The sequence below is a fragment of the Undibacterium sp. 5I1 genome (assembly GCF_034314085.1).
In the GTDB taxonomy this organism is placed as follows: domain Bacteria; phylum Pseudomonadota; class Gammaproteobacteria; order Burkholderiales; family Burkholderiaceae_D; genus Undibacterium.
In genome coordinates this window covers 1,138,610-1,164,825 of sequence record NZ_JAVIWI010000001.1, presented here as the reverse complement: position 1 = coordinate 1,164,825, position 26,216 = coordinate 1,138,610, and the positions used below count along the sequence as shown (strand labels likewise).

General features: G+C 48.1%; 19 protein-coding genes. All 19 read right to left on the bottom strand.

Going from position 1 to position 26,216, the window contains the following annotated elements:
- Positions 1-23: 23 nt before the first annotated feature.
- The 19 genes from RGU72_RS05110 to RGU72_RS05020 all read right to left on the bottom strand — a co-directional run bounded on the left by RGU72_RS05110 (position 24) and on the right by RGU72_RS05020 (position 26,183).
- A complete protein-coding gene (locus RGU72_RS05110) occupies positions 24-734 on the bottom strand; it encodes a hypothetical protein (RefSeq protein WP_322118699.1) in 711 nt (236 codons plus the stop codon).
- Positions 735-898: 164 nt separating this feature from the next.
- The gene (locus RGU72_RS05105) at positions 899-1,636 is read right to left on the bottom strand and encodes a PhoH family protein (RefSeq protein ID WP_322118698.1); all 738 of its coding nucleotides are present in this window, start codon (positions 1,634-1,636) and stop codon (positions 899-901) included.
- Between the two features lie 90 nt (positions 1,637-1,726).
- Entirely contained in the window at positions 1,727-3,052 is a 1,326-nt protein-coding gene (locus tag RGU72_RS05100; protein ID WP_322118697.1) for a metallophosphoesterase, read from the bottom strand.
- A 98-nt stretch (positions 3,053-3,150) separates the two neighbouring features.
- Complete coding sequence (locus RGU72_RS05095; RefSeq protein ID WP_322118696.1) at positions 3,151-3,465, bottom strand: hypothetical protein; 315 nt, start codon at positions 3,463-3,465, stop codon at positions 3,151-3,153.
- Between the two features lie 81 nt (positions 3,466-3,546).
- Positions 3,547-3,942: a hypothetical protein gene (locus RGU72_RS05090; RefSeq protein ID WP_322118695.1), complete on the bottom strand. Its 396-nt coding sequence runs from the start codon at positions 3,940-3,942 to the stop codon at positions 3,547-3,549.
- Positions 3,935-4,414 carry a glycoside hydrolase family 108 protein gene (locus tag RGU72_RS05085; RefSeq protein WP_322118694.1) on the bottom strand — a complete coding sequence of 160 codons (480 nt, stop codon included), beginning with the start codon at positions 4,412-4,414 and terminating at the stop codon, positions 3,935-3,937. The genes RGU72_RS05090 and RGU72_RS05085 overlap by 8 nt, the downstream gene beginning before the upstream one ends.
- A 2-nt stretch (positions 4,415-4,416) precedes the next feature.
- Positions 4,417-4,770, bottom strand: coding sequence for a hypothetical protein (locus tag RGU72_RS05080; protein ID WP_322118693.1), 354 nt, complete (start codon positions 4,768-4,770; stop codon positions 4,417-4,419).
- Between the two features lie 370 nt (positions 4,771-5,140).
- Positions 5,141-5,476 (bottom strand): hypothetical protein, encoded by a 336-nt coding sequence (locus RGU72_RS05075; protein ID WP_322118692.1) that lies wholly within the window; start codon positions 5,474-5,476, stop codon positions 5,141-5,143.
- The gene (locus tag RGU72_RS05070) at positions 5,476-7,995 is read right to left on the bottom strand and encodes a hypothetical protein (protein WP_322118691.1); all 2,520 of its coding nucleotides are present in this window, start codon (positions 7,993-7,995) and stop codon (positions 5,476-5,478) included. Before RGU72_RS05070 ends, RGU72_RS05075 begins: the two co-directional genes overlap by 1 nt.
- Complete coding sequence (locus tag RGU72_RS05065) at positions 7,996-11,895, bottom strand: hypothetical protein (RefSeq protein ID WP_322118690.1); 3,900 nt, start codon at positions 11,893-11,895, stop codon at positions 7,996-7,998.
- Between the two features lie 194 nt (positions 11,896-12,089).
- Positions 12,090-12,719: a hypothetical protein gene (locus tag RGU72_RS05060; RefSeq protein ID WP_322118689.1), complete on the bottom strand. Its 630-nt coding sequence runs from the start codon at positions 12,717-12,719 to the stop codon at positions 12,090-12,092.
- On the bottom strand, positions 12,716-19,168 hold the full coding sequence (locus tag RGU72_RS05055; protein WP_322118688.1) for a phage tail protein: 6,453 nt from the start codon (positions 19,166-19,168) through the stop codon (positions 12,716-12,718). The genes RGU72_RS05060 and RGU72_RS05055 overlap by 4 nt, the downstream gene beginning before the upstream one ends.
- The gene (locus RGU72_RS05050) at positions 19,155-19,529 is read right to left on the bottom strand and encodes a C40 family peptidase (protein ID WP_322118687.1); all 375 of its coding nucleotides are present in this window, start codon (positions 19,527-19,529) and stop codon (positions 19,155-19,157) included. Before RGU72_RS05050 ends, RGU72_RS05055 begins: the two co-directional genes overlap by 14 nt.
- Positions 19,522-20,154: a hypothetical protein gene (locus tag RGU72_RS05045; RefSeq protein ID WP_322118686.1), complete on the bottom strand. Its 633-nt coding sequence runs from the start codon at positions 20,152-20,154 to the stop codon at positions 19,522-19,524. The genes RGU72_RS05050 and RGU72_RS05045 overlap by 8 nt, the downstream gene beginning before the upstream one ends.
- 41 nt (positions 20,155-20,195) lie before the next feature.
- Positions 20,196-20,558, bottom strand: coding sequence for a hypothetical protein (locus RGU72_RS05040; RefSeq protein ID WP_322118685.1), 363 nt, complete (start codon positions 20,556-20,558; stop codon positions 20,196-20,198).
- On the bottom strand, positions 20,555-24,919 hold the full coding sequence (locus tag RGU72_RS05035) for a hypothetical protein (RefSeq protein ID WP_322118684.1): 4,365 nt from the start codon (positions 24,917-24,919) through the stop codon (positions 20,555-20,557). The genes RGU72_RS05040 and RGU72_RS05035 overlap by 4 nt, the downstream gene beginning before the upstream one ends.
- 13 nt (positions 24,920-24,932) lie before the next feature.
- A complete protein-coding gene (locus tag RGU72_RS05030; RefSeq protein ID WP_322118683.1) occupies positions 24,933-25,187 on the bottom strand; it encodes a hypothetical protein in 255 nt (84 codons plus the stop codon).
- 74 nt (positions 25,188-25,261) lie between these two features.
- Complete coding sequence (locus RGU72_RS05025; RefSeq protein WP_322118682.1) at positions 25,262-25,585, bottom strand: hypothetical protein; 324 nt, start codon at positions 25,583-25,585, stop codon at positions 25,262-25,264.
- 82 nt (positions 25,586-25,667) lie between these two features.
- On the bottom strand, positions 25,668-26,183 hold the full coding sequence (locus RGU72_RS05020) for a hypothetical protein (RefSeq protein ID WP_322118681.1): 516 nt from the start codon (positions 26,181-26,183) through the stop codon (positions 25,668-25,670).
- Positions 26,184-26,216 lie beyond the last annotated feature (33 nt).

Genomic DNA, 26,216 nt, shown 5'->3' with positions numbered 1-26,216 from the left:
TCACATTATAGTTCAGTTGTGACTTACTTTTGACTGAAAATCACGGAAACATGCATAGCGTCATTAATTGTCTCGGTAGGGAAACGTCTTAACGCTTCCTCAATGCGAAGCGCGTCATATTGGTACAGCGCTGCATAGATTGCGAATTTTGGATGTGGCTTTTGCATGATGCGAGTGGCAATATGATTCTCATAGGCGAGCTGGTCTGGCGATCCAACAAATAGCTCTGCGCGATAACGACAGTCTGTCGCCCACTGAATCTTCGCCCTGCTTTCCATTTCCCACTTATTCATTACCTGTATAAGTAAGTCATTATTCGTTGAAATATGAGCTGGACGCGGCGGTTGTCTCCAGCCGTTCTCGATACACCACTTCATCGCCTCCAACATAAAGAAGTCGTATCGTATTCCGGTGTCGTCCGCTTGCTGCCTTAATTTCCAGAAGGATTGCTTTTCGCGTGAAAGCATGAAGTCTTTGCCGCGAAAGCCGGCCATGTATTTCTTACCTTTGTCCATCGCTACGCCCATAAAATAGCCATAAGCGCGGTTGTAGTGATGTACCGCTAGGTAAGTCGCTAATGTTGGATGCATTGAGCGGTAGTCAAACCATTTTTTAGAGAACAGTGCCGCCTCTTTTATCAGAAGCTTGTGATGTATATTCTGAATGGCCAATACTTCGCATTCGTCGAAACCGACTTGTGAGCCATAAAACTCGATATTAATTGGGTGTGTCATTAGGTTTCGCCTCGTTTTTCATTAATTCTGTATTTAATTATTTCTGTATTACATGTTTATATAATAGTTAAGTATTTATAGAAGACAGCGGCGGCACCCAAGCAAGCTCACCCAAGTAAAAAGGCGGCACGAGACCGCCCTTTTCATCCAAGTACACTCAAGCGCTACACTGGTTCTGTTTCGTAACCCAAGAGAATATCTTGAACTAAATCATGACGGACTGAATCTTCACGATCGAACTTCACATGCTTAATTGCTGGTATGTGATTGAATCGCCCAATTGCGTCCGCCAATCCGCTTTTGCCTGGGATGTCTTTTTGGTCAACGTCGCCATTAATAATCATCTTGCAGCCTTTGCCGATACGAGTCAGGAACATCTTCATCTGCATCGGTGTGGTGTTTTGCGCTTCGTCTAAAATCACCCAAGCGTTTGTGAAGGTACGACCACGCATGAACGCTAATGGAGCCGCCTCGATACGCTTGTTCTTAATCAAGTAGTCAACAAATGTTTTACCTAGGCGTAAATCTAATATCTCGCGGAATGGTGTGAGATATGGATCAAACTTTTCTTCTAATTCGCCTGGTAAAAAACCTAACGATTCTCCGGCTTCGACTGCCGGTCGAGTAATGATGATCTTGTCAATGCGCTTTGCGTCAAGCTCCTGTGCTGCTAGAGCTGCGCATAGGTAGGTTTTACCAGTGCCGGCAGGTCCAGTTGCGAACGTAACGTCAAAGTTTTTAATGGCGTTAATGTACTGCTGCTGCTTGGGTTTTAATGCTGTGATCGGTGAACGATCAATTTTGTCTGGAATCTTGTGAAAGCGCTGATCAATGGATTGATCTTGAAATTCTTGCTTGTTGGATGAGCGTTTAGATTGTTTCTTTGCAAAGTTACGTGACATAAACTATTCCACAAGAGGTTAAACAAGTCACTACTATAACTCAGCGGTGACTTATCTAACAATATGAAAAGAGACTTTATTTTGGCTAAATTAATGACCGTTCATGAGTAACATTTTAGGAACCGCATGATCGATCTCAGTTGGCAGACGGTGATAAAACTTGCCTCCCGAAACTGACATATCTGTTACAGTCACATAGTCATGCATTGTGGCTCTCGTGTGAGTGTCGATGTGTGCGATATCAAAGCCCATGTGCCATTTTTCGCCTTCGCAATAAGAAGCGGCGCGTTTATGACCCGAACCCAACTGATGCCACTCAAATGCACCATAAACCGGCGTAAAGTCTGACCAGACGATATGCTTATGGTGATGTCCATTAACGCCAGGCAGTTTGAGGTTTCTAGCATGCGGGAAGTGATGGCACAGAAATGTGTCGAAATACACCTTGTAGTTTTGAGCCAACTCTTTCTCGAAGTCGCGCTTAGTGAAGGCTGCCAAATCAGCCTTTGCAATATAGTTGATCTCAAACTGATCTAAGCCGAGTAGCTTAGAAATAGTCCAACCATGAAGCTCCGCTAGAACCGCTCGCATTGCCGGAGTCTCATCTGAAAGATGGCGCAACATGCGCGCTTCGTGATTACCTTCGATAAAATCGATTTGGGCTTCTGGCGCGACCGCCCTTGTTGGTCCAAGGATTTTGTCATGCGCAAACTTAATGCGCCCTACTACATCCCACTCGCGAGGATCAACGCCGTATTTGCCGAACTCTGGTAAGTCGAAAATATCGCCATTAAACACAATAATGTCTGGCTGTACGCGAGCGACAGTATCAAGCCATACGCGCAAATAGAATGGATCAATCTCAATATCATGCAAGTCGGAACAGATCATGACTGTCTTAAAACGTCCTGACTTATCACGCAAATATTTTACATCGTAATTGCGACGCTCATCATTTGCCTTGCGATAATGATCAACCGAGACGTGCTTGGCAATTTGGCGCTCAAATTGATGCTGCTGACGAGACAGCACTAATCCGGCTTGACGGCGGAACTCTTCAAAGGTTCCAAAATATTGATTCCATACAGACTCAGCAATGCGCCCATTAACGCGAAAATAATTGCGCGTCATCACTCTATCTGGGTCTATTTTTGCGATGCGTTGCAGCTCTTCAATGCACTCTTCTTTTGTCCAGTCATCTGTGATTTTTTCGAGGTTCTCCGACATTGGGACTGAACCTCTACCGCGATGAATTACGGCATTTTTGTAGCTTGGGTCTTGCCGCAACAGCACTGCGCGGTTCTTAACGGTCTGTACCGATAAGCCAAGCTCGTCAGCGACATCGACCAGCGTTGGAAACGTATCTGGGTCGTTAAACGCATCAAGAAAGCGCTTTGGAGTTACTGGATTTGTCATGTATGGTTTCGTTTGGTCAATAAAAAGCAGGCTAAAGAGCCTGCTGTTTAAAATCTACATTTGCGACTTAGTAAGTCTGTGCATGTCGCAAGTAGAGGTTACGCTGCTGCGATTACATTCAAAGCGGCGATCGCGGTAGTCCAGCCACCGCTAAAGTTATACGCTTTTACGATGCCGGTAATTACTACAGACAAGACAGGCCAGGCTTTGTCGAAATCAACGCCAACTTCTCCCGCAAATTGCCAATAAGCGCGAAGGCGATCTTGAACGTGTTGCAGCTTTTGTGTGTTGGTCGAAGAATCTAAGCCAAAAGTTTTTGCCGCTTCCGCAACCAGATTGTTTAAAGTTGGCGCCATTGCTACCGCTACTTGTTCAGCTTGGCGTACTGCGCTAATGAGTCCCAGAATATCCATTTTGTTGCCCTTCGTTGTTGGTGGTGTGTCTAAAAATTGCAATGTGTCTTGATGGTCAACCCGTCGATTGACCGAACGTATTCAGCCGCCTGGTTGAGGTGGATTAAGCCAGATGTTTCCAAGATCAGGCTCGGACTGCATCGGTTGCGCGGCTCGTACAGCCTCTTGTATTGTTGGCATTGATGGGTCGCTTGTTGAAACTGGTTCTTTGGCGGGCAATCCGATTTTGTCGGAAGATGCAACCGTTGCTCCAACATTGAACAAGCCGAACAAGACAGCGCCAAAGCCAGCAATGCTATTAAGATCGCTGGACGACAAGTGAAAGTCATAGCCATATTGTTTTCCTATACCGACAACCGTAGCCAGAAAAATAGCTAAGGCGCTTGCAAGCAATTGTTTGTTTTTCAGCTTTGCTGCGTCAGCGACCGCTTGGCCTTGACGGAACACGTTGTAAAACAGTCCTAATTTTTCAAACATCGTCAGCTCCATATTGAAGTTGGTGTGCAATGCGGCGCATCCAGCCTTTACCGGCAGAATCCCAATTTTTGCAGTTAGTCATGAACAAGATTCGCTCTGCAATTAGCCGCATGATGATGTCGTGCAGTTGCATCTTGGCGATTGCTTGCTTGCTGTAGTTACCAAGAATGCCGTCATCGGCAACGCCTACAGCTCGTTGCAAGGCGCGAATAGCCGTCTGTAGCCCGCTATTGACAGCGAAGTCAAGTAACTGGTTTGCGACGCCTAGTGGTGCTTTATCTAGCTGAATAGGGTCCCAAAAATCTCGCTTGTAGATTGCAGCAGCTTGTGCCTTCGTCAGATTTTTAATATCTAATGATGGGTAGCTTCGCTTGGAAATACCCCAATTTGTTTCACCGCCTGGGTCTCGCGAATCGTTGACGTAACGGCCTTCGTTACCCAGAAGCCGATATACGCAAATATCAAAATTCATCTTTATATGGCTCCCACATGTAAAAAGCTCATTACAAATTTGCCAATAAAAGTGATGGAGGTGGTGCCGACCACTACCCACAAGACGCGAATGGTGCTTGTGATGCCGTCCAGGGTCGCGAAATGCCGCACTTGCGCAAGCTCCATGTCGTTACTTTTTTTGGCGACATCAATGATGCGGTCTTCCATCTTGGCGACACGCGCAATCGTTGCTTGATGGCGCTCTTCAAGAATGGCTAACTTAGTCAAAGCGTCTGCCATCTTTCCCACACTGATACGCACTTCTGCCATTTGCTGCTCTAGCGCTGTCGAATTTGGGGGCATTTCATATCCTTGTATTTCAAATTCTGTGTTCATGTGAATCCTTTATCGCTCGCTCGCAAAGGCAAATTAAATGGAGTCTACCAAAACATTCTCATTAAATCAAGTCAGTAGTGACTTATTTAATTATTAAATGCCAGACGATTTTTCGCAGTGATCTTGCTCGAACCAATCCAACATTTGACAAAGAACGCAACCCCACCTTCGCCCTTCTTGTCTGGCGCGATTAGCGCGGCTTGATACTGTCTCTTTATCATCGCCACCAGTTGCAGCGTTCCCTACTCTATCGAATGACTTGGCGAGTCGCCATGCTTTTGGCGAACCGACAACGATTGACCAGAGCATTTGAACGATAGAAGCAAAGCCTGCTATGACGCACAGAAACCATATTCCTAGAAGCAATATTTTAGACTTCACCTTTGTATGCCTCACTAAAAGTAATGACCATCGTTAGCGCCGCATGTGCGCGAGCGTCTGTAAAAATACCGGCGGCTTTAAAGTAGTCCAGCCCTTTAGCAAGATCAGGATCGTTAATATCGATATATAAAGACTGTAGAGTCATGTCTCGGAATATCTGAGCATAGATGTCGGTAGCCGCCAACTTGTAAATGCCAGGTAGTTCAGGGGCGATTCTTTTCATCCATGCGCCTATCGTCATCTTCGTAAAAAACGGAGCTGGCGTTGGTGGTTTCGGAATAAACTCGATGTCGAATTGCTCGACGGCAGTTGTGTCGATATCCATCATTTCACTTTCACGTAGTTTCCACTTGTGGCGGGAGGTAAGTACACTGCTGCGGTGGCGCTGGTTGCAGCAACCGTCGCAGAGTTAAAAGAGCCTGTAATGCCTGCGACGCCTGATGGCACATTGTCTGTTGGCAAATTGCAATAAGCGGCCCCTGCAAACGAAAATGCGCCTCCTGATTGCGTAAGCAATAAAGCGTTTTTAGTCGATGTGCCAGAGGTGAAGTCGCACAAATAGAAGTTATTGCCGGTCGCAACAACACGACGCATTTTGGAAGAAGTGTTGAATCCTAAATAGCCAGCGATGCTGGTATTCAGCACGCAAACGGGGGCAGAATTAGTAAAAATCCGAAACACGGACAAGAACTGACCATTTGTCGGAGTTCCTCCTCCCGTTAAAGCATAAACGACCGCTAAATAACGATTGCCATCTGTTCCCGTAATATCATAAGCGGATAAATAGCAGGTATTTATACTTGGAATGCCTGACAGCGGAATAAGATAATTCGCCGTTGGAGTCAAAATTGTCAATCCGGCGTAAGGACCATTCCCAGTATTTTGGGTGTATCCCATAATCCCCTGCCCACCCGACAAAACATCCAAAAAATACATCCATCCGTGGTAACTAGAATTAGTTTCTCCTAGTGTATATACATTCGATGACGCGCCTCCAAGCGTTGCCGCTTTTAGCACAGTCATCGCCGCACTTGATCCGGTTGTCGAAATAGAGCCGCTATACAAATAGGCCGAAAATAGAGAACTCCATTTTGCGGCGAATGCAGTACACCCAACATCGCTTGAGTCGGCAAGCTGAGCGTTTCCGGCGGGATAAGGAGCGGCACCATTTAATTGACTGGCGCTAAACGTCGTGCCGTCATACTTCAATGTTGTAACCACATTATTGCTAACATTATTAATGCCAGTCCATGTCAACACGCCTGGCTGAAGTAAAGAAGGTGCCGCGAACATACTTCCAATTCCGGTAAAAACATAGCCTGAGTAGTTTTGACTTAATACCGTATTGCTTGCAAGCGCTATGCTCGCAAAATTTGTGCCGAATTTATACAAATTTGAAAAGTTATTGGCGGAATCATAAGATAGACCCGTCACTACCGAATACTGAACACCACTAATTGCAGCAGGCGGCGTGAAGTTAGCTTGAGTAGTTGGAAACCAAAGCATCTTTGAAGCTGTTGCTAATGTAGGGCCGGAAACTAAAATCAGTTGTTTGCCGCTCATCTGTGATGCCGTGATTGAGCCTGATTGACAAACAAGCACCCAAATATTGCCGTTCATCGTTAGTGCCAGACAAGAAAGATAACTTCCCGATACGACGCCTGTGTTTAAGTCGTTCGTAATGGTTACGTTAGCGGCGCTGCCGGCATTGTTATATCCAAACACGGCAGAGCCGTTCGAGTAGACTATTCCGACATTTGTGCCTGTATCAACGATGGTTGCTATACCGTAACCAGGCGAACCGTAATCGGATATTGCGCCTATTAACAAAGACGTAAATGTTGCGGTAGCCAACGTGCCTGTGCTGCTGGTTAAAAGATACAGATTTAGATTGGTGTCAGCCGCAACCGCATAATATTTGCTCGTGCGCGTCGAGTAGAAAACTGACCGAATATACGACTTGCCTGAAAATGCAGAAACTTGCGTAAAGGTGGTGCCGTTATTGACAGACTTAAAGATGTAATCGCCGCCCAAGCAACCAGCAATAATTTCAGTAGTAGTTGTCGTCCCAGATCCTTGGCAAAGGCTAGTAATTGGCGCAGAGCCGCTAGTGACTTCAGATATGATTGTCCATGTCACCATATCGGTCGATCGAACTATGATGCTACCTGCTGAATATCCTGTGCGAGAACTACCGTACAAGTACCAAACACCATTAATGTAGGCCGCTCCCGTATAACCATAAGAGGCGGCATTCGGCATCATGACCGTTTGTATGATCGTGAAGTTTGAACCTGATAAATCAGTCATGCTGGCAATATAGCCAGAGGAGTCAATGAAATACCAAACGCCATTGACGAATTTCACGTCAACAATAGTTAGTCCAGCAAGCTGCGGTATTGATTTTTTCGCCGTGAAGAAGGCTTGATCGGTTGTGGATGTATAGCCAATATTTGAGCCAAGATTAGCTACATTAGGACTAAACAAATAGTAAGTTGAGTTAGCGTACACGCCAATAGACGGGACTAAAGTTGTCGTACCGCCCACAGCTCTACTGGCACTAAACAAACTAGGTATGCCCGATACTGAGCTGCCAAATGTCGTTAAATCTACTTTAATCGTAGTCGGAAATGTGATGTCGTTGACGGCATTCATTAAGGCGGGAAGCAGCGAGTTACACTGCGAGGCAGGAATAACCGCCGCAATACTATTCTTTACAAAAACCTCTCCACTTGGCGCCGTAAAAACGGACGAGTTTGTGCCAGCCATCGTCACTTGCGCGCCAATCGGCAAGCCTGAGTTTTTAATCGCCAGGTTATTTACGTAATCTAATGCACCACTCATTTATTGCTCCGTAGCTGTTAAGCCAGTAAATTGTCCGTTTGAGTAAGACAGTGTTTCAGTTCGTATTTTTGTGCCGTCCGATATCACAACAGTGGCGATCGTGCCGTCAGTGTTGTAGGTCATCGTCGTGGTGTAGGTCACTCCAAGAATCGTTTCGGTGACTTGTGACACTTGACTGTTTGAGTAAGTCACGGATGTGCTTAACGATCCGCCAGAGTTCGGCTTAACCGCAGTAATGGCAGTGATAACGCCTGACGCATTGATGGTTGTCGATACGCCGTCGCTTTTAACGCCACCTATAACGGTCGTTGATGCCGTAGGCAGAGAATAGGTTGCGGGCTTGTTGTTTAAATCAGCGTAGCTGCCGCTCGTTGCGACCGTAGCTAATGTTGGCGTTCCGGTCAGACTGGAATAAAGGCCACTAGTGGCCACCGCTGCAAGTGCTGGTTTGCCTAATAAGTCGGTATAACTTCCTGTGCCAGCGACCGTAGATAATGTTGGCTTGTTCAACAAGTCAGAATAGCTGCCCGATGCTGCCACTGTCGCTAAAGTAGGACGATTGAGTAGGTCTAAGTAGCTTCCGGTGCTAGAAACCGTGGCTAATGTAGGCGTACCTGTTAAGTCTGAATATTTGCCAGTTGTTGCCACCGTCACTAAAACAGGCTTATTGGCAAGATCGACATAGCTCCCAGAAGTTGCCACAGTCGCCAAAACAGGCTTACCCGTCAAATCTGAATAAACTCCTGTGCCTGCAACTGTTGACAGCGTTGGAGTTCCTGTCAGGTCGGAGTATTTTCCCGATGTGGCGACAGCTACCAGAATTGGCGCGCCAGTCAAACTAGCGTAAGTGCCAGTGGTAGCTACCGGAGCTAAAGCAGGAGATCCGATCAAGTCAGAATAATTGCCAGTATTTGCTACAGTTGATAAGGTTGGTTTCCCTGTAAGACTGGAGTAAAGCCCTGTAGTGGCAACAGCCGCTAAAGCCGGCACACCAACGAGGTCAGAGTATTTGCCTGTTGTGGCAATAGGTAGCAATGCTGGCGTACCCGTCAAGTCTGAATATTTGCCAGTTGTTGCAACAGTGACTAACGCAGGACGATTAGATAAATCGGCGTAGCTTCCTGTTGTTGCCACGGTCGATAAAACAGGTGTGCCGGTCAGGTCAGAGTATTTGCCCGATGTCGCTATCGGCAAGAACGCGGGAATGTTCAGTAAATCAGCATAGCTGCCGGTTGAGGCGACGGTAGAGAATATTGGAATACTGGTCAGGTCGGAATACTTACCAGATGTAGCAACCGCTTTAAAGGCGGGCTTACCTGTCAAAGAAGACCAATCTGGCACGTATGTATTGCTTAATGGAACATAGCCAAGAGAAGCAAGAACTTGAGTTCCGGTAAGCGAATTTAGGATCGTTGCAGAAGATTTATTCTCTACGTTACCTAGCCCAACCATTGAAGCGGTAATGCCGCTAACAGTTCCGGTAAATTGCGGAGAATCTTTAGGCGCGAATGTGGAAGTTTTTGCTTGTAATTTGCCAAACGCGGTAAGAACCGTGTCTGAGGCAACTACCGCTGCCGTGCTACTTGTATCTAAGCCTGAGAGCGCAGCAGCCAAAACATTACCTGATGCCACCGATGCGGAATTTGCCGCAGAAGTGGCAGAAGCGGCAGCATCACTCGCTTTAGAGGTTGCGGTGTTGGCGGCGCTTGTCGCTGTCGCCGCTTGGTTAGCAGCGCTTGTCGCGCTTGCTGCCGCAGCCGTTGCTTGGCTGGTCGCAGTTGTAGCCGCCGCAGCCGCGTTACTCGCTTGCGTTGTCGCCGTAGTAGCTTGAGCGGTTGCTGTTGTTGCGGACCCGCTGGCGCTTGTAGCTGAGTTTCCAGCGTTGGTCTCGCTAGTTGCTGCATTAGTCGCACTGGTCGCGGCGGCGGTCGCTTTGGCAGTAGATGTGGCTGCTTGCGTTGTGGAGATTATTGCTTGCGCTGTTGCCGTAGTCGCCGCAGTCGTTGCCGTTGTCGCTTGCGATGTTGCTGTTGTTGCAGAAGATGCGGCAGCGGTTGCAGAATCAGTCGAATGAGTCGCCTGAGTTGACGCAGTGTTAGCGCTGGCTAAAGCTGCCGCTGCACTTCCAGACGCTTGACTTGCTGCAAGCGTCGCATTGACGATTTGAGTTTGTACGTCGATGTCGTAGTCAGCCCACTTTCCGTCAGTTCCAAAAACACGTAGCTTGCCTGTAGGCCCGCTGTTGTTAAAATACTCAGCTCCCGACGAGAGCGCATTGCCGTTACCGTCCACTGTTGGATCGGCTGAAAAAGTGCCGATAAATCGCGCTCTAAAGGCGGCTAAAGCTGCGACCGTCTGCGCGGCACTTGATGCGGAATTGTTTTCGCTTATTTTCGCGTTCGCAGCGCTAGTGGTTGCCAATGTAGCTTGCGTCGTCGCGATAGCAGCTTGATTGGTGGCGGTCGTAGCTGAGCTTGCAGCGCTGTTCGCTTGCGTTGTTGCGATAACCGCTTGACTCGTTGCTGTGTTCGCTTGCGTGGTCGCTGTCGCGGCTTGCGTTGTCGCGGTAGTGGCGCTTGTTGCAGCGTTCGTCGCTTGCGTTGTCGCGGTGGTGGCACTTGTTGCGGCATTCGTCTGACTCACTAAAGCTGCCGCTGCACTGGTTGATGAAGCAGTGGCGCTGGCGCTTGAGTTGGTTGCTTGCGTGGTCGCTGTCGTTGCGGCAGTCCCGGCAGTCGTCGCGGAATTTGCTGATGCCGTTGCCGCACTTGTTGCCGCTGTAGCCTGATTAGTGGCAGTAGTTGCAGAGGTAGCCGCACTACTTGCCGATGTTGCTGCTGCCGTCGCTTGATTCGTCGCAATAACGGCCTGTGCCGTCGCTGTATTTGCTTGAGTGGTTGCGGTTGCGGCGGAGTTGCTGGCGCTAGTTTGACTTGCCGCTGCCGCACTTGCGCTTGTACTTGCCGCTGTAGCCTTGTTTGTTGCCGTAGTCGCGCTGGCGGCAGCATTACTTGCTTGCGTTTCGGATGCTAATTCATTTGCAATTGCTGCCGTCGCTGCGACTGATGCCGAGTTCGCTGAATTGGACGCTGCCGTTGCCGCATTGGTAGCGATTGTCGCTTGATTGGTCGCCGTCGTAGCCGAGTTTGCAGAAGTCGTCGCTTGTGCCGCAGAAGCAGTCGCTTGATTGGTTGCTATAACCGCCTGGTTGGTTGCGGTGGTAGCTTGGTTGGCTGCATTGGTAGCACTCACGCCAGCGTTTGTTGCCTGAGTGGTTGCAGTGGTCGCATTTGTTGCTGCGGCATTTTGACTGGCGGCGGCTGATGTTGCGCTATTGCTTGCATTTGTAGCTTGCGTTGCTGCCGTCGATGCAGATAAAGCTGCCGCTGTAGCGGAGCTGGTCGCGCTAGTTTGACTTGCTGTTGCGCTTGTCGCGCTAGTGGCGGCGGCAGAAGCACTTGCTGTAGACGAAGTGGCGCTAGTTGCTGCATTGGTCGCGCCGGCTGCTGCATTAGTGGCACTGCCAGCGGCAGATGAAGCGCTGACTTGAGACGCGGTCGCAGCCCTCGCAGCTAGACCAGCCTGAGTCACTGCATTGGCAGAAGCGGTATTGGCATTATTAAGGTTCGCTAGTGCCGCTGAATACTTGCTGGAAAAGTCCGAAAGGCCGCTCGGACTTACCGAGAGGATCATTTGTTGAACCTTGTACATGGCGCTCGTAAAGATCGCTGCCGTGCCAACGTCGCCTTGCGAAATGACTGGAATAAGATCGGGATATGTGTAATCGGAAACGACTACCCCGCCAGCAAGCGGATCTGAGCTTTGAGCGTAAGCTCCAGTTAATGTGAATACCGTATTTGTGCCGTCGAACGTAGCGTCGTTGGCTACCGTGTACGGCACAAGCTTTCCTTCCACTATGAAAGTGAAATTCTGCAATATTCTTGACGCTAAATTGACGCCAGCAACTGTAACTGTTTGACTGCCTTGAGTTACCGCGCATGTTGATTTGATCTGTGCCATTCATTCCACCATAATGAAGTGAATGGCATATTATCATAAATAAGTCAGTAATGACTTATCACGCACATAAAATGTTATGCCTGTGTAGTCATTTGTATGGCATCAACCTCTTCGTTTGTAGTGGCGGCGTTAATTAACGACTCACATCGTTGACGCTCGCCAATCAGCGCGCCTGACGCAGAAGCGAACGCGTCAGCTTTGGCAATAATTTTAGAACAGAGTGTCGGCATGTCTATTTCACGCGCTTCTGCCAGTGCTGACAGTAGTGGCGTTTTTGCGTCAGATGACGCAATAAAATTACGAGCCTCCAGCTCTTGCTTAGACCAAGAATCAACCTCGCCACGAGGATAGCTTGACTTAATGCGCTCAAGGGCAAGCGAACAGTCGGCATTAATAATGCTTAATTTGTTTCTCTTAGTGGTCTCGATGTCTCTATGGTCAACCCACTTAAATTGAGACGCATCCCAAGTGAATCCAAATGGTTTAAGCAAACGGATTGCTTTCTGGGCCGGTGTGAACTGAACCACTTCGCCATCTTTAAAGTAGCATTCGTCAGCGGACAGAGTGCCAAAAGACATTGATACGTTGTTAGCGGCGTAGTGTTCAAACGTCGATCTGGACAACGTAGCATGCCCGCTGACTGCGCCTGTCTCGTCAAATAAAGTGACTTCAGCACCAGACTCGTTTTCTGGAAAGACCATCATTTTTTCACCTTCAAAATAAAGCACTTGGTAATACTTACGGAAACTTGGCTATTGGGCGTCAGAACAATCGAGTAATACCCTGGATATAAAAAGCCAGAGCAGGTAATTGAGCCGTTGTAGCTTCCGACACTAGATAGAGAAACGGTAGAGCTAAACTGATTCCAAACGCCAAATGTAAAGTCACCACTACTGCTATCGCCCGTATATGCGCCGGCGTAATTAGCCACAATCAAGACCTTTGATGGGAAATTCACATAGAAGCCTGTCCCGTTCGACACGCCGGAGGTAAAGTTATCCACCTCAGTCACCGCATCGCCCGTGATTTTGTTCGTTCCCACTGTCAGGTCATCAATGTTTGCTGACTTAACAGCCAGTGTGCCGATCTGCGCTGTGTTGATTGATGCGTCGCCGATTAAGGCGTTACTTATGATCACGCGAGGGATGCCATTTACTGCGCCTACAACAAACGGCTTTACGGTAGCGTAACCTGGCAATACCACGCCAAAGGTATCGGCACGAATAATGAACTCTGAAACGACTTGGCCATTGACCGTATAGCTCGCCAGACCATATCCGCAGACATAGCCGTTATTGTCGATCTTGACGGTGTACTGACCAGATAAGCCATTCACGCTAGAAGACAATTGCTGTATCGCTGTCGTTGCTCCATTAAGCGTCGAAGTGACCGTGTTAATCTGTGTGGCGATGGCGGAGTCTGCCGCGCTTTTACTGTACGAATAGCTCTGCACGTAAGATTGGGCGCTGCTTAGAGTAGCCGTGTCGCCATCTCTATATTGCGTTTGCAGCGAAGTCGTTTGACTCGCGATAGCGGAATCGGACGCCGCTTTACTGTAGGCATAATTTTGCACATAAGATTGTGCCGTATTGACAGAGGCCGCATCCCCAGACTGAAAAGCAGTATTCAAAGCGTTGAAAGCCGTTGCCAAGGCCGCGTCGCTATCGCTTCGCGTGTAGGTGTAATTCTGCACGTAAGTCTTTGCAGATGTCAGAGTTACCCAATCATTGTATTGATACGCGGTTGTTAAAGCGCTTAGTTGGCTGGCGGTAGAAGAATCCAGAGCGACCCTGGCGGTGGTCTCGGATATGATCGACGCGGTGTTTTGGCCAACTGTAGCGCTTAACGTATCAACTCTTGAGGACAGCGCGGAATCTGCCGAACTTCTAGCACTAGACTCCGATGTAATTGCGGCGGTGTTTTGGCCAACAGTGGTCTTTAACACGTTCAGACTATCGGCAAAAGCTGTATTAGCGTCGCTTCTAGTGGTTGCCTCTGAAACAATTGCCGCTGTGTTTTGCCCAACAGTTGTCGTCAACGTGTCTATTCGGCTTGTTAAGGCCGTGTTTGCCGTGCTTCTTGTAGTTGCTTCAGAAGTAATCGCCGCTGTGTTGCCATTTACCGTTGTTGTTAAGGCAGAGATCGAGTTTGCTAAGGCTGAATCTGCTGTACTTCTGGCGGTAGACTCTGCGGTAATTGCTGCCGTGTTATGGTCAACAGTAGTTGATAAAGAGCTGAGCTGAGAGGACAACGCGGAATCGGCACTGCTTCGCGTAGTTGACTCTGAGGCGATGGCGGCAGTATTCCTATTAACGGTCGCGGTGAGACCGGTAATAGAGTTAGATAAAGCTCCGAGACCATCTGCTCTTGCATTTTGTTCCGCTGTAATAGCGGCAGAATTTACCCCTACAGTGGAAGTAAGTGTCAAAATTCTTTCAGACAGGGCCGTGTCCGCTGTCGCTCTCGCAGATTGCTCCGCAATAATGTTCGCCGCGTTGCCATTAACGTTGGTCGTTAGAGCGTTTATCTGACTAGAGAGCGCGGACTCTCCTGCGCTTCGAGTAGTTGACTCTTGCGTAATTGCGGCGGTATTTTGCCCTACCGTCGCCGTAAGCGCCGTAATAGAATTTGATAAAGCGCTATCACCGTTTGCTCTGGCTGTTTGTTCTGCAGTAATTGCCGCAGAATTTCCGCTTACAGTTGCGGTCAACGCCGTAATAGAATTTGATAAAGCGCTATCACCGTTTGCTCTGGCTGTTTGTTCTGCGGTGATAGCGGCAGAATTGACGCCGACTGTAGAGGTAAGCGAGGTGATTCTGTCCGATAAAGCGCTATCGGCTGTCGTTCTGGTTGTCGCTTCCGAAGTAATCGCGGTCGTGTTTTGGCCAACTGTAGCGCTTAACGATGTTATTTGATTAGAGAGCGCCGTGTTTGCCGATGCTCTAGTCGTTGACTCAGTGCTAATCGCCGCCAATGCGTTATTCGCGCTTGTCGTGACTGTATCTATACGGTTCGATAGCGCAGAATCGGCGCTGGTGCGAGCGGTTGACTCTGTCGATATCGCAGCCGCATTTTGGCCTGTCGAAGCTGTAACGGTCGCAATTTGCGAAGCCAGAGAGTCGGTTGCGGACTGACGAATTGTTGCTTCTTGCGTTATTGCGGCACCGCGAGCTTGAGCTTCAGCTAGAACAGCTTGAGCGCGGTCTTGCTGCTCCTGCGTAATGGCGGCAATTCGACTTTGAGTCTCTTGTGACACAGCCGCAAGGCGCGTCTGCGCCTCCTGCGTTATTGCAAGACTGCGCGTTTGAGCTTCTTGCGTAATCGCAGTAACTCGGTCCTGCTGCTCTTGAGCGATTGCCGCCGCTCGGACTTGCTGCTCTGTTAATACGTCGGCCGCTCTTTGAGCCGCTTCATCTGAAATAGCCTTTGTGATTTGAGACGCAACGCTGTTTGGCACGGTCGAGTCGCCACTTACCTGCTTAATTGTCGTCTGCAATTCTGGAATCAGTTGCGACGCTTTAAGTGTACCGTCTGCGATGGCGGCAACATTTAAGTTAGTGGTCTGAAAAGGAATAACAGACGTTGGCTGTAATTCTGTAAGTCCAAAAATATCAAAAGGCGCTATCGTTAAATAGTAATTATTTTTGAACTTTAGGCCAGGCAACACAATGCTTGAATCCGGCCCCTCATAGACCAAAAACGGCTTTTGCACATCACTTGCAGGATCTCCACCTAAATTGGCAGCGACCTCAGATAGAAACACTCGTGCGCCTGAAAAATCGATATCATCTGAGTGAGTGTAATTCACTACGGCGCTATCAAAACTTGGCACAATATTGTAGGAAGTGACAGTCGGTGGAGGATTGTATGCCTCTGTTGTCGCCGGATGACCTACGTTATTAAACGTGTCCCGCATACGAATTTCAAAGATCAAGCGTCTGGCCAGTCCATCTGCATAGTTTTTGTCATGCGTGTAGATGTAGTTGCTGGCGGTAACATACTCTTTGCGTCGCAATGTCGAATGACTCGCATCATAGACAGAGATTTCGTAATCCTTGAAATGAGGATCAAGTGAGCCGGCATCCGCGCCAGTAGGTTCAGAACCAAACTCATAAGAGGCGGTTGTCGCGTTGTAACGCCACATTAATTTGCAGTCCCGCCCTGCCCAGTAAAGGTTGACGCCTGTTACTTGGCCTACTTTGATTTTAGGTATTTCACCCACAACCACATAGTTTATTTGAGGCGCGGACTCATACAGTGATCGCTTGCCAAACACATCAAATGCCACTATACGAATTGTCAAAACATCGTCTTTTGCAACATCGCCAATAGTGTACGAAGTGCCGTTTTTGGCACTGTCCACCTTCTCAAGCTTGCCGTCATTCTTCTTTACGTAAATATCGGCACCACCGTAAAAACCTACCTCTGGGATGCGCCAACTGGCCGTAACTTTCGTTACGATATTTGAACCCGCCACATAAGTTTCTTCGTATGCCTCAAGATTGCGACATGCGCCAATAGCAGAACCTTCGACTGGTACTGGAGGGGCCAACACTGAGCTATAACGCGAGAAGTCATAGACTTGCGGATCGTATTGCAAAGCAACGATATCTCGGTGATAGTCATGACCGCCAGCAACGGATTTAATTCTAAATGGAGACTTAACCTTACTTGTCTCGCCAAACATCCAATTGACGTATTGTTGAGGGGCCGCAGACATAGGCGACTGTAGCGTAAGCGTGGAGCCGGTGTTGGCCCGATTAACCACGTTAAACTCTTCAATAACGTCAGTGTCGAACAGCGCGTAAGAATCTCCAACTTTTAAGCCAGTTGCATCATCCACAATAACGCCATAGGCGCCATTGCCTTGGCCAAAGGTTCCGGCGATGCGAAGATCACGACCATTACTTTGAATGCGCTTGACGGACTGAACGCCATCAAACAACGTGAGAAAGATAGAGGTGCCTGCAATGTTTTGAATAATTCCAGAGCTGCGCTGAACAGAATCATGTATCGCCAAAAGCTTGTATTGCTTTCCGGATTCCATTGTTACGTCGCGGTCAAGCTTCACTACGGACGTAGTGCTACCAACGTCAAAGCGCCCCGCTACCGCCCAATCCGTCATATCGTTCTGTACTAAAATCAAGTCGCCGACTGTACAGGCCACCGCTTCCATTGGCGCAGAAAATGATACGGTTTTTAGAATGTAGCGATTCAAGTTGAGCTGAAATAAGCCCTCTCTGAATGCGGTTTCATAGTTGTCTACGCCATATAGAGTGATCGCGGAATTGCGCGTCTTATTACCAGCGACTAGCGAAGCAGGATCATAGACTTTGACAGTTCTTTGTTTGTAGCTGTCCGTCTTGTCAAAGAAGGTCACATCAATTTCGTTTGCACGATCTGCGGTCCCAAGCCAGGACTCTTTGTACGTTCCCGCTGCGATGTTGGCGACCGAGAACATCATTACCGGATCGGCAGCTTTCTCAACCACAACGGTAAAGCGAGTGCCGACATTGACTAGCTGCGCATGCCCTACTCGCAGCACGTATTGGCATGCATCCCATACATTCATTTCGGAATCAATGATGCCATTCCACTCTAGCGCCTGATCGTCGCAATAAGCTGCCCAATTTTTGAAAGCGATAAAATCCAGGCGGTTCGTATTCATACCTCCGCCAAAACGTCGATTGGTCAGCATATCCCAGACAATCCATGCTGGATTTTTCGACGCAACGCTATACCATCCTTCGATAGCATTATCAGACTGCTTGCCGTATGCCTGGATAATGCGCCCGCCATTGATGAAGGTGACTTTTGGTAGACCAGATATCTGATCGCCAAGCAGCACTTTCACACCCAACATCGCTGTATTAGGATAAGTCAGTAGCTCGTTTTGTATCTCATTAACGTCGGATAAATAAACCTCATCAATGACGTTTGTTTCAGTTGATTTTGGCGCAGTTCGTCTAACGCGAATCTCATACTTGGCAGGCGCTAAAACTGGCGAAGTAAATGACTTTCGCATTGCCGAACGCTGACTGCCGCTAAAACTGATATTGTTTTCATAAACAGGAACGCGATTGCCGTTAGCGACCGCAGCGGAGGCGTCGTCAGGGTTAGAACTATTGTCGGCGGTTGCTGGAACCCATTCTTTAATTTCGTCACCGGAGATTAGTGATTGCCAAGCGGTAGAACCAACTTGGCGATACTCTGCATCGATTGGTACGGTCACTACGCTGCTTGAGCCGTCTGTTAAGCTCACTCGACATAAACCTGATGGCGCAACCAGATCCATTCTGAACTGATCAATTTTTGCCACCGTCGTGTGATAAGTGTAGTCAACGGTAAGTTTGGCGTTCTTGTTTTGTGGCGTGACTGTATTATTGAACCAGCTCATTGAAGTCTGATCTTGCGCACCTAGGCGAACGACAGTTTCAATGTTGACATAGTCCGTAATTGGATTGTCGTTAATCTCTACATCGGAAATGCTCGCAACAGGGCCTTCTCCAGCAGACAACAACATGTAAAGCGTTTGCGTATCTCCGTCATTCTCGGTATGAAGACTGATGATATTGCCGCCAGTACGAAACTCGCCGTAACAGACCGGAACTGGTATTCCCTCAATGGACGTATTTTTTGCTCCGTCAATCCCATAGGTTGAACTGGAAGCGTTTGTGTTTTGAGTTGCCGCACTTGGAGCAAACAAAGCATGCACCAGCAGCGAGCCGGCGAGCGAAATGCCGGCTGTCAACGCGCCCATTCCAATGCTGCCGGCGGTTAATCCTAAGCCTAAACTTGAGCTTAATGCACCCGCCGCGTAAGGCGCCACTACCGCAATAGCAATCATTGCGACTATTGCGAAAATCTGTTTATTATCTCCGCCGCCCGTTGGGACAGGACAAATGACAACATTGTCCGAATTATCAAGATAAGTTGAACCAAAGCTTTCTTTAGGAATTACTTTGCCGTTGACCGATATTACGACCTCAGAAGTTTCAAGCGGGAAGTAGTCATTAAGCGTCTTTTTAGCGCTCCATATTACTACTTCATTAGCGAACTCACGCGGGTTAAATGGATTCAAGATACGAATGACTCGCACCTCTTGCTTGACCGCTTTGCTGACGCGCTTACGTGACTTCTTAGTTTCCGACATGCTTATAGAATCCCACAATACGATTTTTCCAAGTATCAACTTTCAATGTCGATACGCCATTTGCTTGATCCCAAGAGTGAATCATTTCGTCGTCGTTAATCATGTAGCCGACATGAGAGACGTAACGCCCGATGCGAATTAGCACCACCGCGCCAGCTTTTTGACTTACCTCTTCCCATTGCGGAAGACTGGCGCCGACCAGAGCCGAAATAACACCTTGATTACTGTGCGTGCCAAAATCCGGTAACTCAATGCCGTCACGTTTAGCCATTTCCATTACAAGGCCGTAGCAGTCGAAATAGTCAGGACCCCGCCCTCCCGTTTTAAATGGAGTGCCTATCAGATCGCTAAAATTAGCCATAATTAACGTCTCTGGTGTTGATGCCCGGATAAGCGCCAAACCGAATAACGTTTTCATGCGCGCCACAGCCGTTTGGACCCTTAAGCGTTAAGTCGCACGAAGTTAATGTGCCGTTGTAGCCGCACTCATCGCCCTTGTAACGCCATTGGCAATAGTCACGAGCTTGGCGTCTGCGAGGAAATGCTTTAGAGATGCTGTTCTCTGCGCCTAGCGTGAAAGAGCAAACGTAGTTAGAGGACTCTGCGCCAACCACATCAAAATATTCGATGATTTCCGGCGGCTGGTTTAATGCCCCTGCGTTGACGACCATGACTGAAACAGAGAATCCGACTCCACCGCCGTAGCTCTGCATGCGAGCCTGAACCGCTTTAGAGTAGTCTCTGATTGAAAGTTTGACGGTCTGCTGTATGCCTGACTCTTCTTTTAACTCGATGTCAAAAGAGGCGGGCTGATATTGAAAACCGTTGAATTGAATTAGCTCTGTGTTTCGGACGATGTGTAGAGTCTCCACCACTGAACCCGTCGCAGGGTCGATTACGTCAATATCCACACAGATAAGAAACGGCGTATCCGAAGACAGCCGGTTCTTTTCAATAACACTTGCAACAGAGAGTGATTTAGCCATAGTGACTTATTATACTAAGTCACTACTGACTTATCAATCAATTATGGCTGTTTGAGCGAGATTGTTACGTCCCATAGCTGAGCAGCGCCAACACCTACATACTTAAATGATAGTTTGTCGGCAAAAAGAACCTGTATCGTATCGCCAGAAACAGGATCAACCCAATCAAAAATAACTGAGCCGCCTCTCACTGAATCATAGAAATTCTCCAGCTTGATTCGATCAGCATTAAGAATGCTAGAGAAGCCTGTTTTATACGACCGGCGTGGTTTTCGCGTGTGCTTAGCGCGAGACACTACGTAACCGCCGTCCATTTCAGACTGCATAGATGGGTCTTCCAAGCTCTTCTCATAGAACTTGGAGTCCTGACTTTTGTCCATCGTTGGAAATACCGGATTACTCATTTCAATGCGTCCTTCATACCGCTACGAAAGCCGCCTGGTTGGTTAGCTGCCGTCATAACTACGTCCAAAATATATTGCTTGCCATCAAATCGCATTTGACCTTGTTGCGCGTTTGCTTGCTGCCCTGTCTGGTTAATCACATTCACCGTCACTGCCGGAGCTGCGCCGCCTGATTGACCGCCCTTCATCGTGACAGGAATGCTTCGACCGTCTGGTAAAGGAACATACGCCTCTGGGCCTGCCTCGCCGTACATCGCCAACTGCGGGCTATTAGCAATACCGCCACCAGCGTACTTACGCAATTGCAGTGGGCCAAAATCAGTCATGATTCCGCCGTTAGCGAAAGCCCATGAACCGACATTGACCGGAGCAGATATTTCACCGCCACCCATCAAAGGCGAGGACGGTGCGTTAGCAGCCGTACTAGGACCACCCAAACCGAACAACCGCGCTAATAATCCGCCGGCTGAGCCAGCGATATTTCTAAATGGTTCTGCCAACGCTTCTTTAATTTTTGCGTTTGCAATATCCATTAAGATGGCCTTTAAAAAGCCCTTTACTTCCATGCGCCCTGTTCCAAGCGAGCTTGTTAGCATCGACACAAAGCCATTTGCCGCGTTCACTTCGATCTGCCCAATGGTGTCGTATGTAATGCGCCATTCATCAACCAGCTTCTCTAAAGGCGAACGAAGAGCGAGGCGTTGCTGCTCGGCTTGCGCGATTAAAAAGGCGGTATGAGCTTCAGTCATTTGCTCACTCTCAGTATTGAATTGCTGTTCCGCAGACTTCTTTTTCTCAAGCGCCGCTTCTGTTCTGGCGTCGCTTCCTGCCGCTGCCGCAATTTCGCTATTGATGCGTTGCTGTTCGGCGTCAAATGATTTTTGACGAGTAGTCATACGAATATCAAACTTCGCCTGCTCTGTTTCTCTCGTGAGACGCAGCTCTTCCTCTAACTTAGTTCGAGGATCTTGAATATTCTCGGCATTAATTTTGTTCGTCTTATCAGACAAATCAGCACCGTAATTGATGGCATCTGAGCGCGATTGCTGATACAAGGCCGACGCTTTAGCGTATTCGTAATATTGAAACTCTTTAGTGCCTTCTTTTAGTCGGGCCTCGTTACGCGCAAGTTCACGACCCAACGCCCGAAAAGCGTCCGTTTGTTTTTCAATATTGCCAGAAGTTAAACGATCAAGCGCTGAATCCGCCTCTATGCTGGCTGCGGCTCCTCGCTCGTTAGCAAAAGTAACGGCTTTAATTTGCTCTGCCAACAAACGCTTCTGAGTAGTTTCATCAACAAGCGCACGAAACTTCGTATTATCTTCCGAGACTGGCTTATTTTTATCGCGGTTTTCATTGTAGTCACCAGCGAGGCGCTTGCCGTTTAGCTCAGCAAAAACCTCTTCTTGAAGCGCGGCAACGCCTTGAGTATCACGATAAAGAGACTCCAGCTTTAATGTTTCGGACTTGCTGTCGCCAATGGCAGTTTCGAGTGCGCGAGTAAGAGGATCAACGCGTTCGGCGCGTGTCGAATCTTTGCCGCTCAGTAAATCTTTCAGCTTGGAAGTGTCTTGAACCTTTAAAGGCGGTTTGACTTTTAATGGGCTTCTTGGCGCATTTTTCGCCGCATCTGCTTCCGCCTGCTCGCGATCTTGCGCAACCATATCAGCGTGAGCTTGTGCTGAATTTGGCGCTTTTTTTCCCATGCCGTTAGCATTTAAACCTCGTTGAAGGTCAAGATCATTCTGAGCTTTTTCGGCCATTAGCTTAGTTTTCTTTGCTTCGTCCGAAAACATCGCTTGAACGTTTAGCCAACCGTTTTTAAATGACGTTAATAAACGTTCACTCCAACCGATAGCCCAATCTATTACTTTTACCCCACCAACTTCAAAGTTGGCGATAAGATTAGTCAAGTCCCAGGCAGCAATCAATAGCCCCACATAAGGAATCATTCTCATAAAGCCGCGACCTACTATCGCCGCCGTCGATGCTACAGTGCTGCCGAGTGCGCTAAATCCAGACGCGGCTGCGCCTACTCTTCCGAAGCTCAATCCCAAAGTGCTTAAAACTGTTGATGCTGGCCCAAGTAAGCCGAACATCGACGCAAAGCCCTTTACAGCAAGCGCGGCACCGAAAAATCCAGTTGCGATCGCCGTCACTTGAGTCATGATAGGGTTATTTTTAGCAAAGTCTCCTGCCGCATTAATGATGCCCGCCAAAGCTTTCGCTACGTCAGACAAAATTGGCAGAAGCGTAGTGCCTACTGAGATTTTTAAATTCTCCATAGACGCTTTGAAGGTGTCAATATTGCCGGCATACGTTTTCATCACGTCGTCGTTCATTTCTTCCGTTCCTTTGGAATTCATGATCGTATGCGCGCTTGCGTTTGCTCGCTCCATTGCAGAGCTATTGCCTGCTGTTGTCAGCATACCGACGGCGTTAGTTGACCAGCCTGTGCCAATAGCGAACTTCATCATGGCGTTTTTAATCGCCATTCCGTCCTTTGTGTCGCCTTCTGGAAAATACTTTTTCAAATTTTCTGGCCTTGTCATGTAAGACAATGCCGCTTTTGAAATCTTTTCTAATGCGCCTACAGGATCTTCGTTAGCCAAACTCGCAACAGTTAAACCGCCTTGTCGAAGCGCTTTCATCGCTTGTTTATTCGACTTGCCATCAATGACGGAAAGATCCATAAGGCCGGCGTCGGCAAACTCTTTGGCCCCTTGCTCGGTCATAGTTCCGCCGTTGGCCATCTTTTGAAACATTTTGACCATCGTGCCGACGGTTGATACGCCAGCACCGCCAGCACCATGCCCACCAGACACCTTTGCCTGATCAAGAAAGGCTACAATTTTGGCAAGACCTTCGTCTGAAATTTTATCGGCGCCAGGTGCGTCACGACGTAAGAAAGTCTCCAAGTCGGCAATATCAATCTTACGACCTGTCCCAACATAAATCTTTTGAACTAAGTCGAGCGTTCTTTTTGCCGCCGCCGGGTCATTAGTTTGCTGGCGTGATTCAATAACGCCAAACAAATTCCGAATCATGTTCTCAAAACCTGCGGCAGATTTATCGCCAGTAATTGACTGAATGTTATGCGCCGTCATTGCGGCATGCTGCAAAAGCTCGTCAATAACTTTTACATTGTTTTCACCTAGACCACCAATCGCAGCCAAACGTGCGCGCACCATATCAAGGGACGATGCAAATTTCAGAGCTTTTGAATCATCCCAAGCTTTTTGCTTAACATAATCCTCTTGATCTTTTGGCAGGTTGAGCGATTTTAGCAACGTCTCTTCGCGTTGATACTTGTCGGCAGAATCAACAGAGTTCGCAAGACCTTTTTCAATTTTAGCGCCCGCGTATGCTTGCGCCATTCCCTTCCACATTTGAGCGACTTGTTCGGCTTGTCTGCGTTGTTCGTCCGCAGTCTCTCTTGCTTGACGCTTTTGTTGCGCAGCCGTCTCAGCCGCTTCTTGTCGAATAGCTCGCTCGGCGTCTGCACGGTCGCGAACTTCTTGCTCCGCATATTGCTTCTTTAAGCGTGTTAAGTCGCTTGCTGATTTAGCCGCTGTATCGTTAGCTTCTTTTTGAGTGGCGGCAACCATCTTCGCAAGACGTTGCATTTCAGCCGCGTTATTGCGACCGACTGCTAAGGCAATTCGAGACAGGTTTTCTTTAGCTGCCGCCGCTGATGTTGCGGCGACTTTTTCAGCTTCTAAAGCGGCAATTGCGGAAACTCTAGCAGCTTGCTCTTGACGAGTGGCTATGATCCAGCGGTCTAGCTGTTGAACCTCCGCACGGATGGCATTTGCGCTACGCTCATGACGGTCTGCATCATTTAACGAGGCATTGACGACGTTTTTGCCACCAAAGGAACCAAGCCTGCGTTCAGCTTCTTCAGCTTTTAACATCGCAGCAGTTGACTGTGCGCGCTCGTCATTCTCTAACTTGCGCAACTCTGAAAAAGTCTTTGCCTTGTCTGCTAAGAGCTTGCTATTGCTCGCCAATTCATTTTCAAGCGTTCGCTTTTTTGCGTCAATAATGGCAGTCGCACTATCTTTTGCAACCTTTGCGCTTTCTCTTTGTGCGGAATCTACTTCACGAATACCGCCGACAGTTTTCTGCAACTGGTCAACGGCGGCTTGCAGCCCTTTTTGCAGAGATTGAAAGCCGGCAGTGAAACTGTCAACATTTTTGCCTAAGCTGGAAATTGAAGACTCGACGCGGTCGGCAGATTTTGAAAAGTCACCTAGACCAATCTCAAGCGACTTGACGCTATCCTGCGCCGACTTAGTCTTGTAGGTGAAGCCAGAATCATCCAGCGTCAGAACTACCTTAATTTCCTTACCTAATGCCATATCTACTCCAAAACTATGCGTTAGAAAGCGCTTTTAATTGCGCGAAGCCTGATTCGTCTCTTTTCGCATCGAGTGGAGTAATGGCCTCCATCTTGACAATGGTGCCGGTCTCTACCACGAGACGCTGCCTGTATTCTTGCAATTGCTCATCTGTTGATTGACCAGCGCATGCCACTTGCATATTCCGGATATCTTGCTGAGCCATAATGCGGTCGATGTTCCCGCTCAGTAGCCAGAAAGTCTTTATTGGAAGCTGTTTTGCTTCCATGTAACCTATGTGATAAAAGTGAATGACTCGACTGAAGAAGAAGCCGAAATCGACTTCTTCAACCTTCGAGTCGTCTACTTTCCCGCTTCGTCTGTTCGCTCTTCCGCTTCATCCACGTTTTCGCCACGAACGAACTCAGCAATCACGTTTAGCTGCGCCAAGCCGCGACCGAACAAAGAAGCTCGATCCAATGTCGGTACGCTGCGTAAAATCATATCCAGAGTGGCTTCGACTTGATCAGCCACGCTTACGGTGCCTTTTGATAACGCCTCGACAGTGCGCGTGGTAACGATAAAATTTTCCACCGTCATTTCATGAATTTTGTGGTCTACGCCACCGATACTCAGAACGCGGTTCGATGTTGTGTCTAATTTGTCCAGGTTTAAAATCTTCGTCATTTCAATTTCCTCTTTAAGCAAAAAGATGCCCCGCTTGTGACAGCGAGGCGGTTTCTTCAATCAGTCGTCAATGACCAATCAGTTAAGGCGTAACAGGAGAGCCGATAGCAAAAAGCTTTGCTGTGACTGGGTCTGGGTAGCCAGTAAAGTCGCAGTTAAAAATGCGCTCATTTTCCAGCTTGTATGCGAACGTCAAACCACCCGCAGTTGCAGCCAAAGGAATCACGAAGTCTTCGCTTACATTAGAGTCAGGCAAAGCTTTAGGATGCAAACGCAACTGTTTTGCTGTAGATAACAAATCAGTACCAATAGCGTTAGTTACATCAACGTGAATGTCTGCGCCATTTGTAACTAGAGTTGCGCCTGGCATAATTGCTACCAAGTTCGTTAATGTCGTTTCCGCCAATGGCACTTTAACCATCACTTCACGACCCATGATGTATTCGTTGATCGTGGTCTTGCCGAACTGATCCACGTTCACCTTATGAGTGTCTGTTTTCACTGTTACTTCGACGCCGCCTTGGGTATAGCCCAAATCAACGCCGCCATAAATCACCTTACAAACGCCAATCTTGACGTTTTTGGTATCACTTGCCATACAAAACTCCTTGCAAAGAGGTTAAATACTATA

Bases quoted from the DNA above. Each gene is read 5' to 3' on its own strand.
- RGU72_RS05110 (WP_322118699.1), bottom strand. From the start codon at position 734: ATGACACACCCAATTAATATCGAGTTTTATGGCTCACAAGTCGGTTTC.
- RGU72_RS05105 (WP_322118698.1), bottom strand. From the start codon at position 1,636: ATGTCACGTAACTTTGCAAAGAAACAATCTAAACGCTCATCCAACAAG.
- RGU72_RS05100 (WP_322118697.1), bottom strand. From the start codon at position 3,052: ATGACAAATCCAGTAACTCCAAAGCGCTTTCTTGATGCGTTTAACGAC.
- RGU72_RS05095 (WP_322118696.1), bottom strand. From the start codon at position 3,465: ATGGATATTCTGGGACTCATTAGCGCAGTACGCCAAGCTGAACAAGTA.
- RGU72_RS05090 (WP_322118695.1), bottom strand. From the start codon at position 3,942: ATGTTTGAAAAATTAGGACTGTTTTACAACGTGTTCCGTCAAGGCCAA.
- RGU72_RS05085 (WP_322118694.1), bottom strand. From the start codon at position 4,414: ATGAATTTTGATATTTGCGTATATCGGCTTCTGGGTAACGAAGGCCGT.
- RGU72_RS05080 (WP_322118693.1), bottom strand. From the start codon at position 4,770: ATGAACACAGAATTTGAAATACAAGGATATGAAATGCCCCCAAATTCG.
- RGU72_RS05075 (WP_322118692.1), bottom strand. From the start codon at position 5,476: ATGGATATCGACACAACTGCCGTCGAGCAATTCGACATCGAGTTTATT.
- RGU72_RS05070 (WP_322118691.1), bottom strand. From the start codon at position 7,995: ATGAGTGGTGCATTAGATTACGTAAATAACCTGGCGATTAAAAACTCA.
- RGU72_RS05060 (WP_322118689.1), bottom strand. From the start codon at position 12,719: ATGATGGTCTTTCCAGAAAACGAGTCTGGTGCTGAAGTCACTTTATTT.
- RGU72_RS05055 (WP_322118688.1), bottom strand. From the start codon at position 19,168: ATGTCGGAAACTAAGAAGTCACGTAAGCGCGTCAGCAAAGCGGTCAAG.
- RGU72_RS05050 (WP_322118687.1), bottom strand. From the start codon at position 19,529: ATGGCTAATTTTAGCGATCTGATAGGCACTCCATTTAAAACGGGAGGG.
- RGU72_RS05045 (WP_322118686.1), bottom strand. From the start codon at position 20,154: ATGGCTAAATCACTCTCTGTTGCAAGTGTTATTGAAAAGAACCGGCTG.
- RGU72_RS05040 (WP_322118685.1), bottom strand. From the start codon at position 20,558: ATGAGTAATCCGGTATTTCCAACGATGGACAAAAGTCAGGACTCCAAG.
- RGU72_RS05035 (WP_322118684.1), bottom strand. From the start codon at position 24,919: ATGGCATTAGGTAAGGAAATTAAGGTAGTTCTGACGCTGGATGATTCT.
- RGU72_RS05030 (WP_322118683.1), bottom strand. From the start codon at position 25,187: ATGGAAGCAAAACAGCTTCCAATAAAGACTTTCTGGCTACTGAGCGGG.
- RGU72_RS05025 (WP_322118682.1), bottom strand. From the start codon at position 25,585: ATGACGAAGATTTTAAACCTGGACAAATTAGACACAACATCGAACCGC.
- RGU72_RS05020 (WP_322118681.1), bottom strand. From the start codon at position 26,183: ATGGCAAGTGATACCAAAAACGTCAAGATTGGCGTTTGTAAGGTGATT.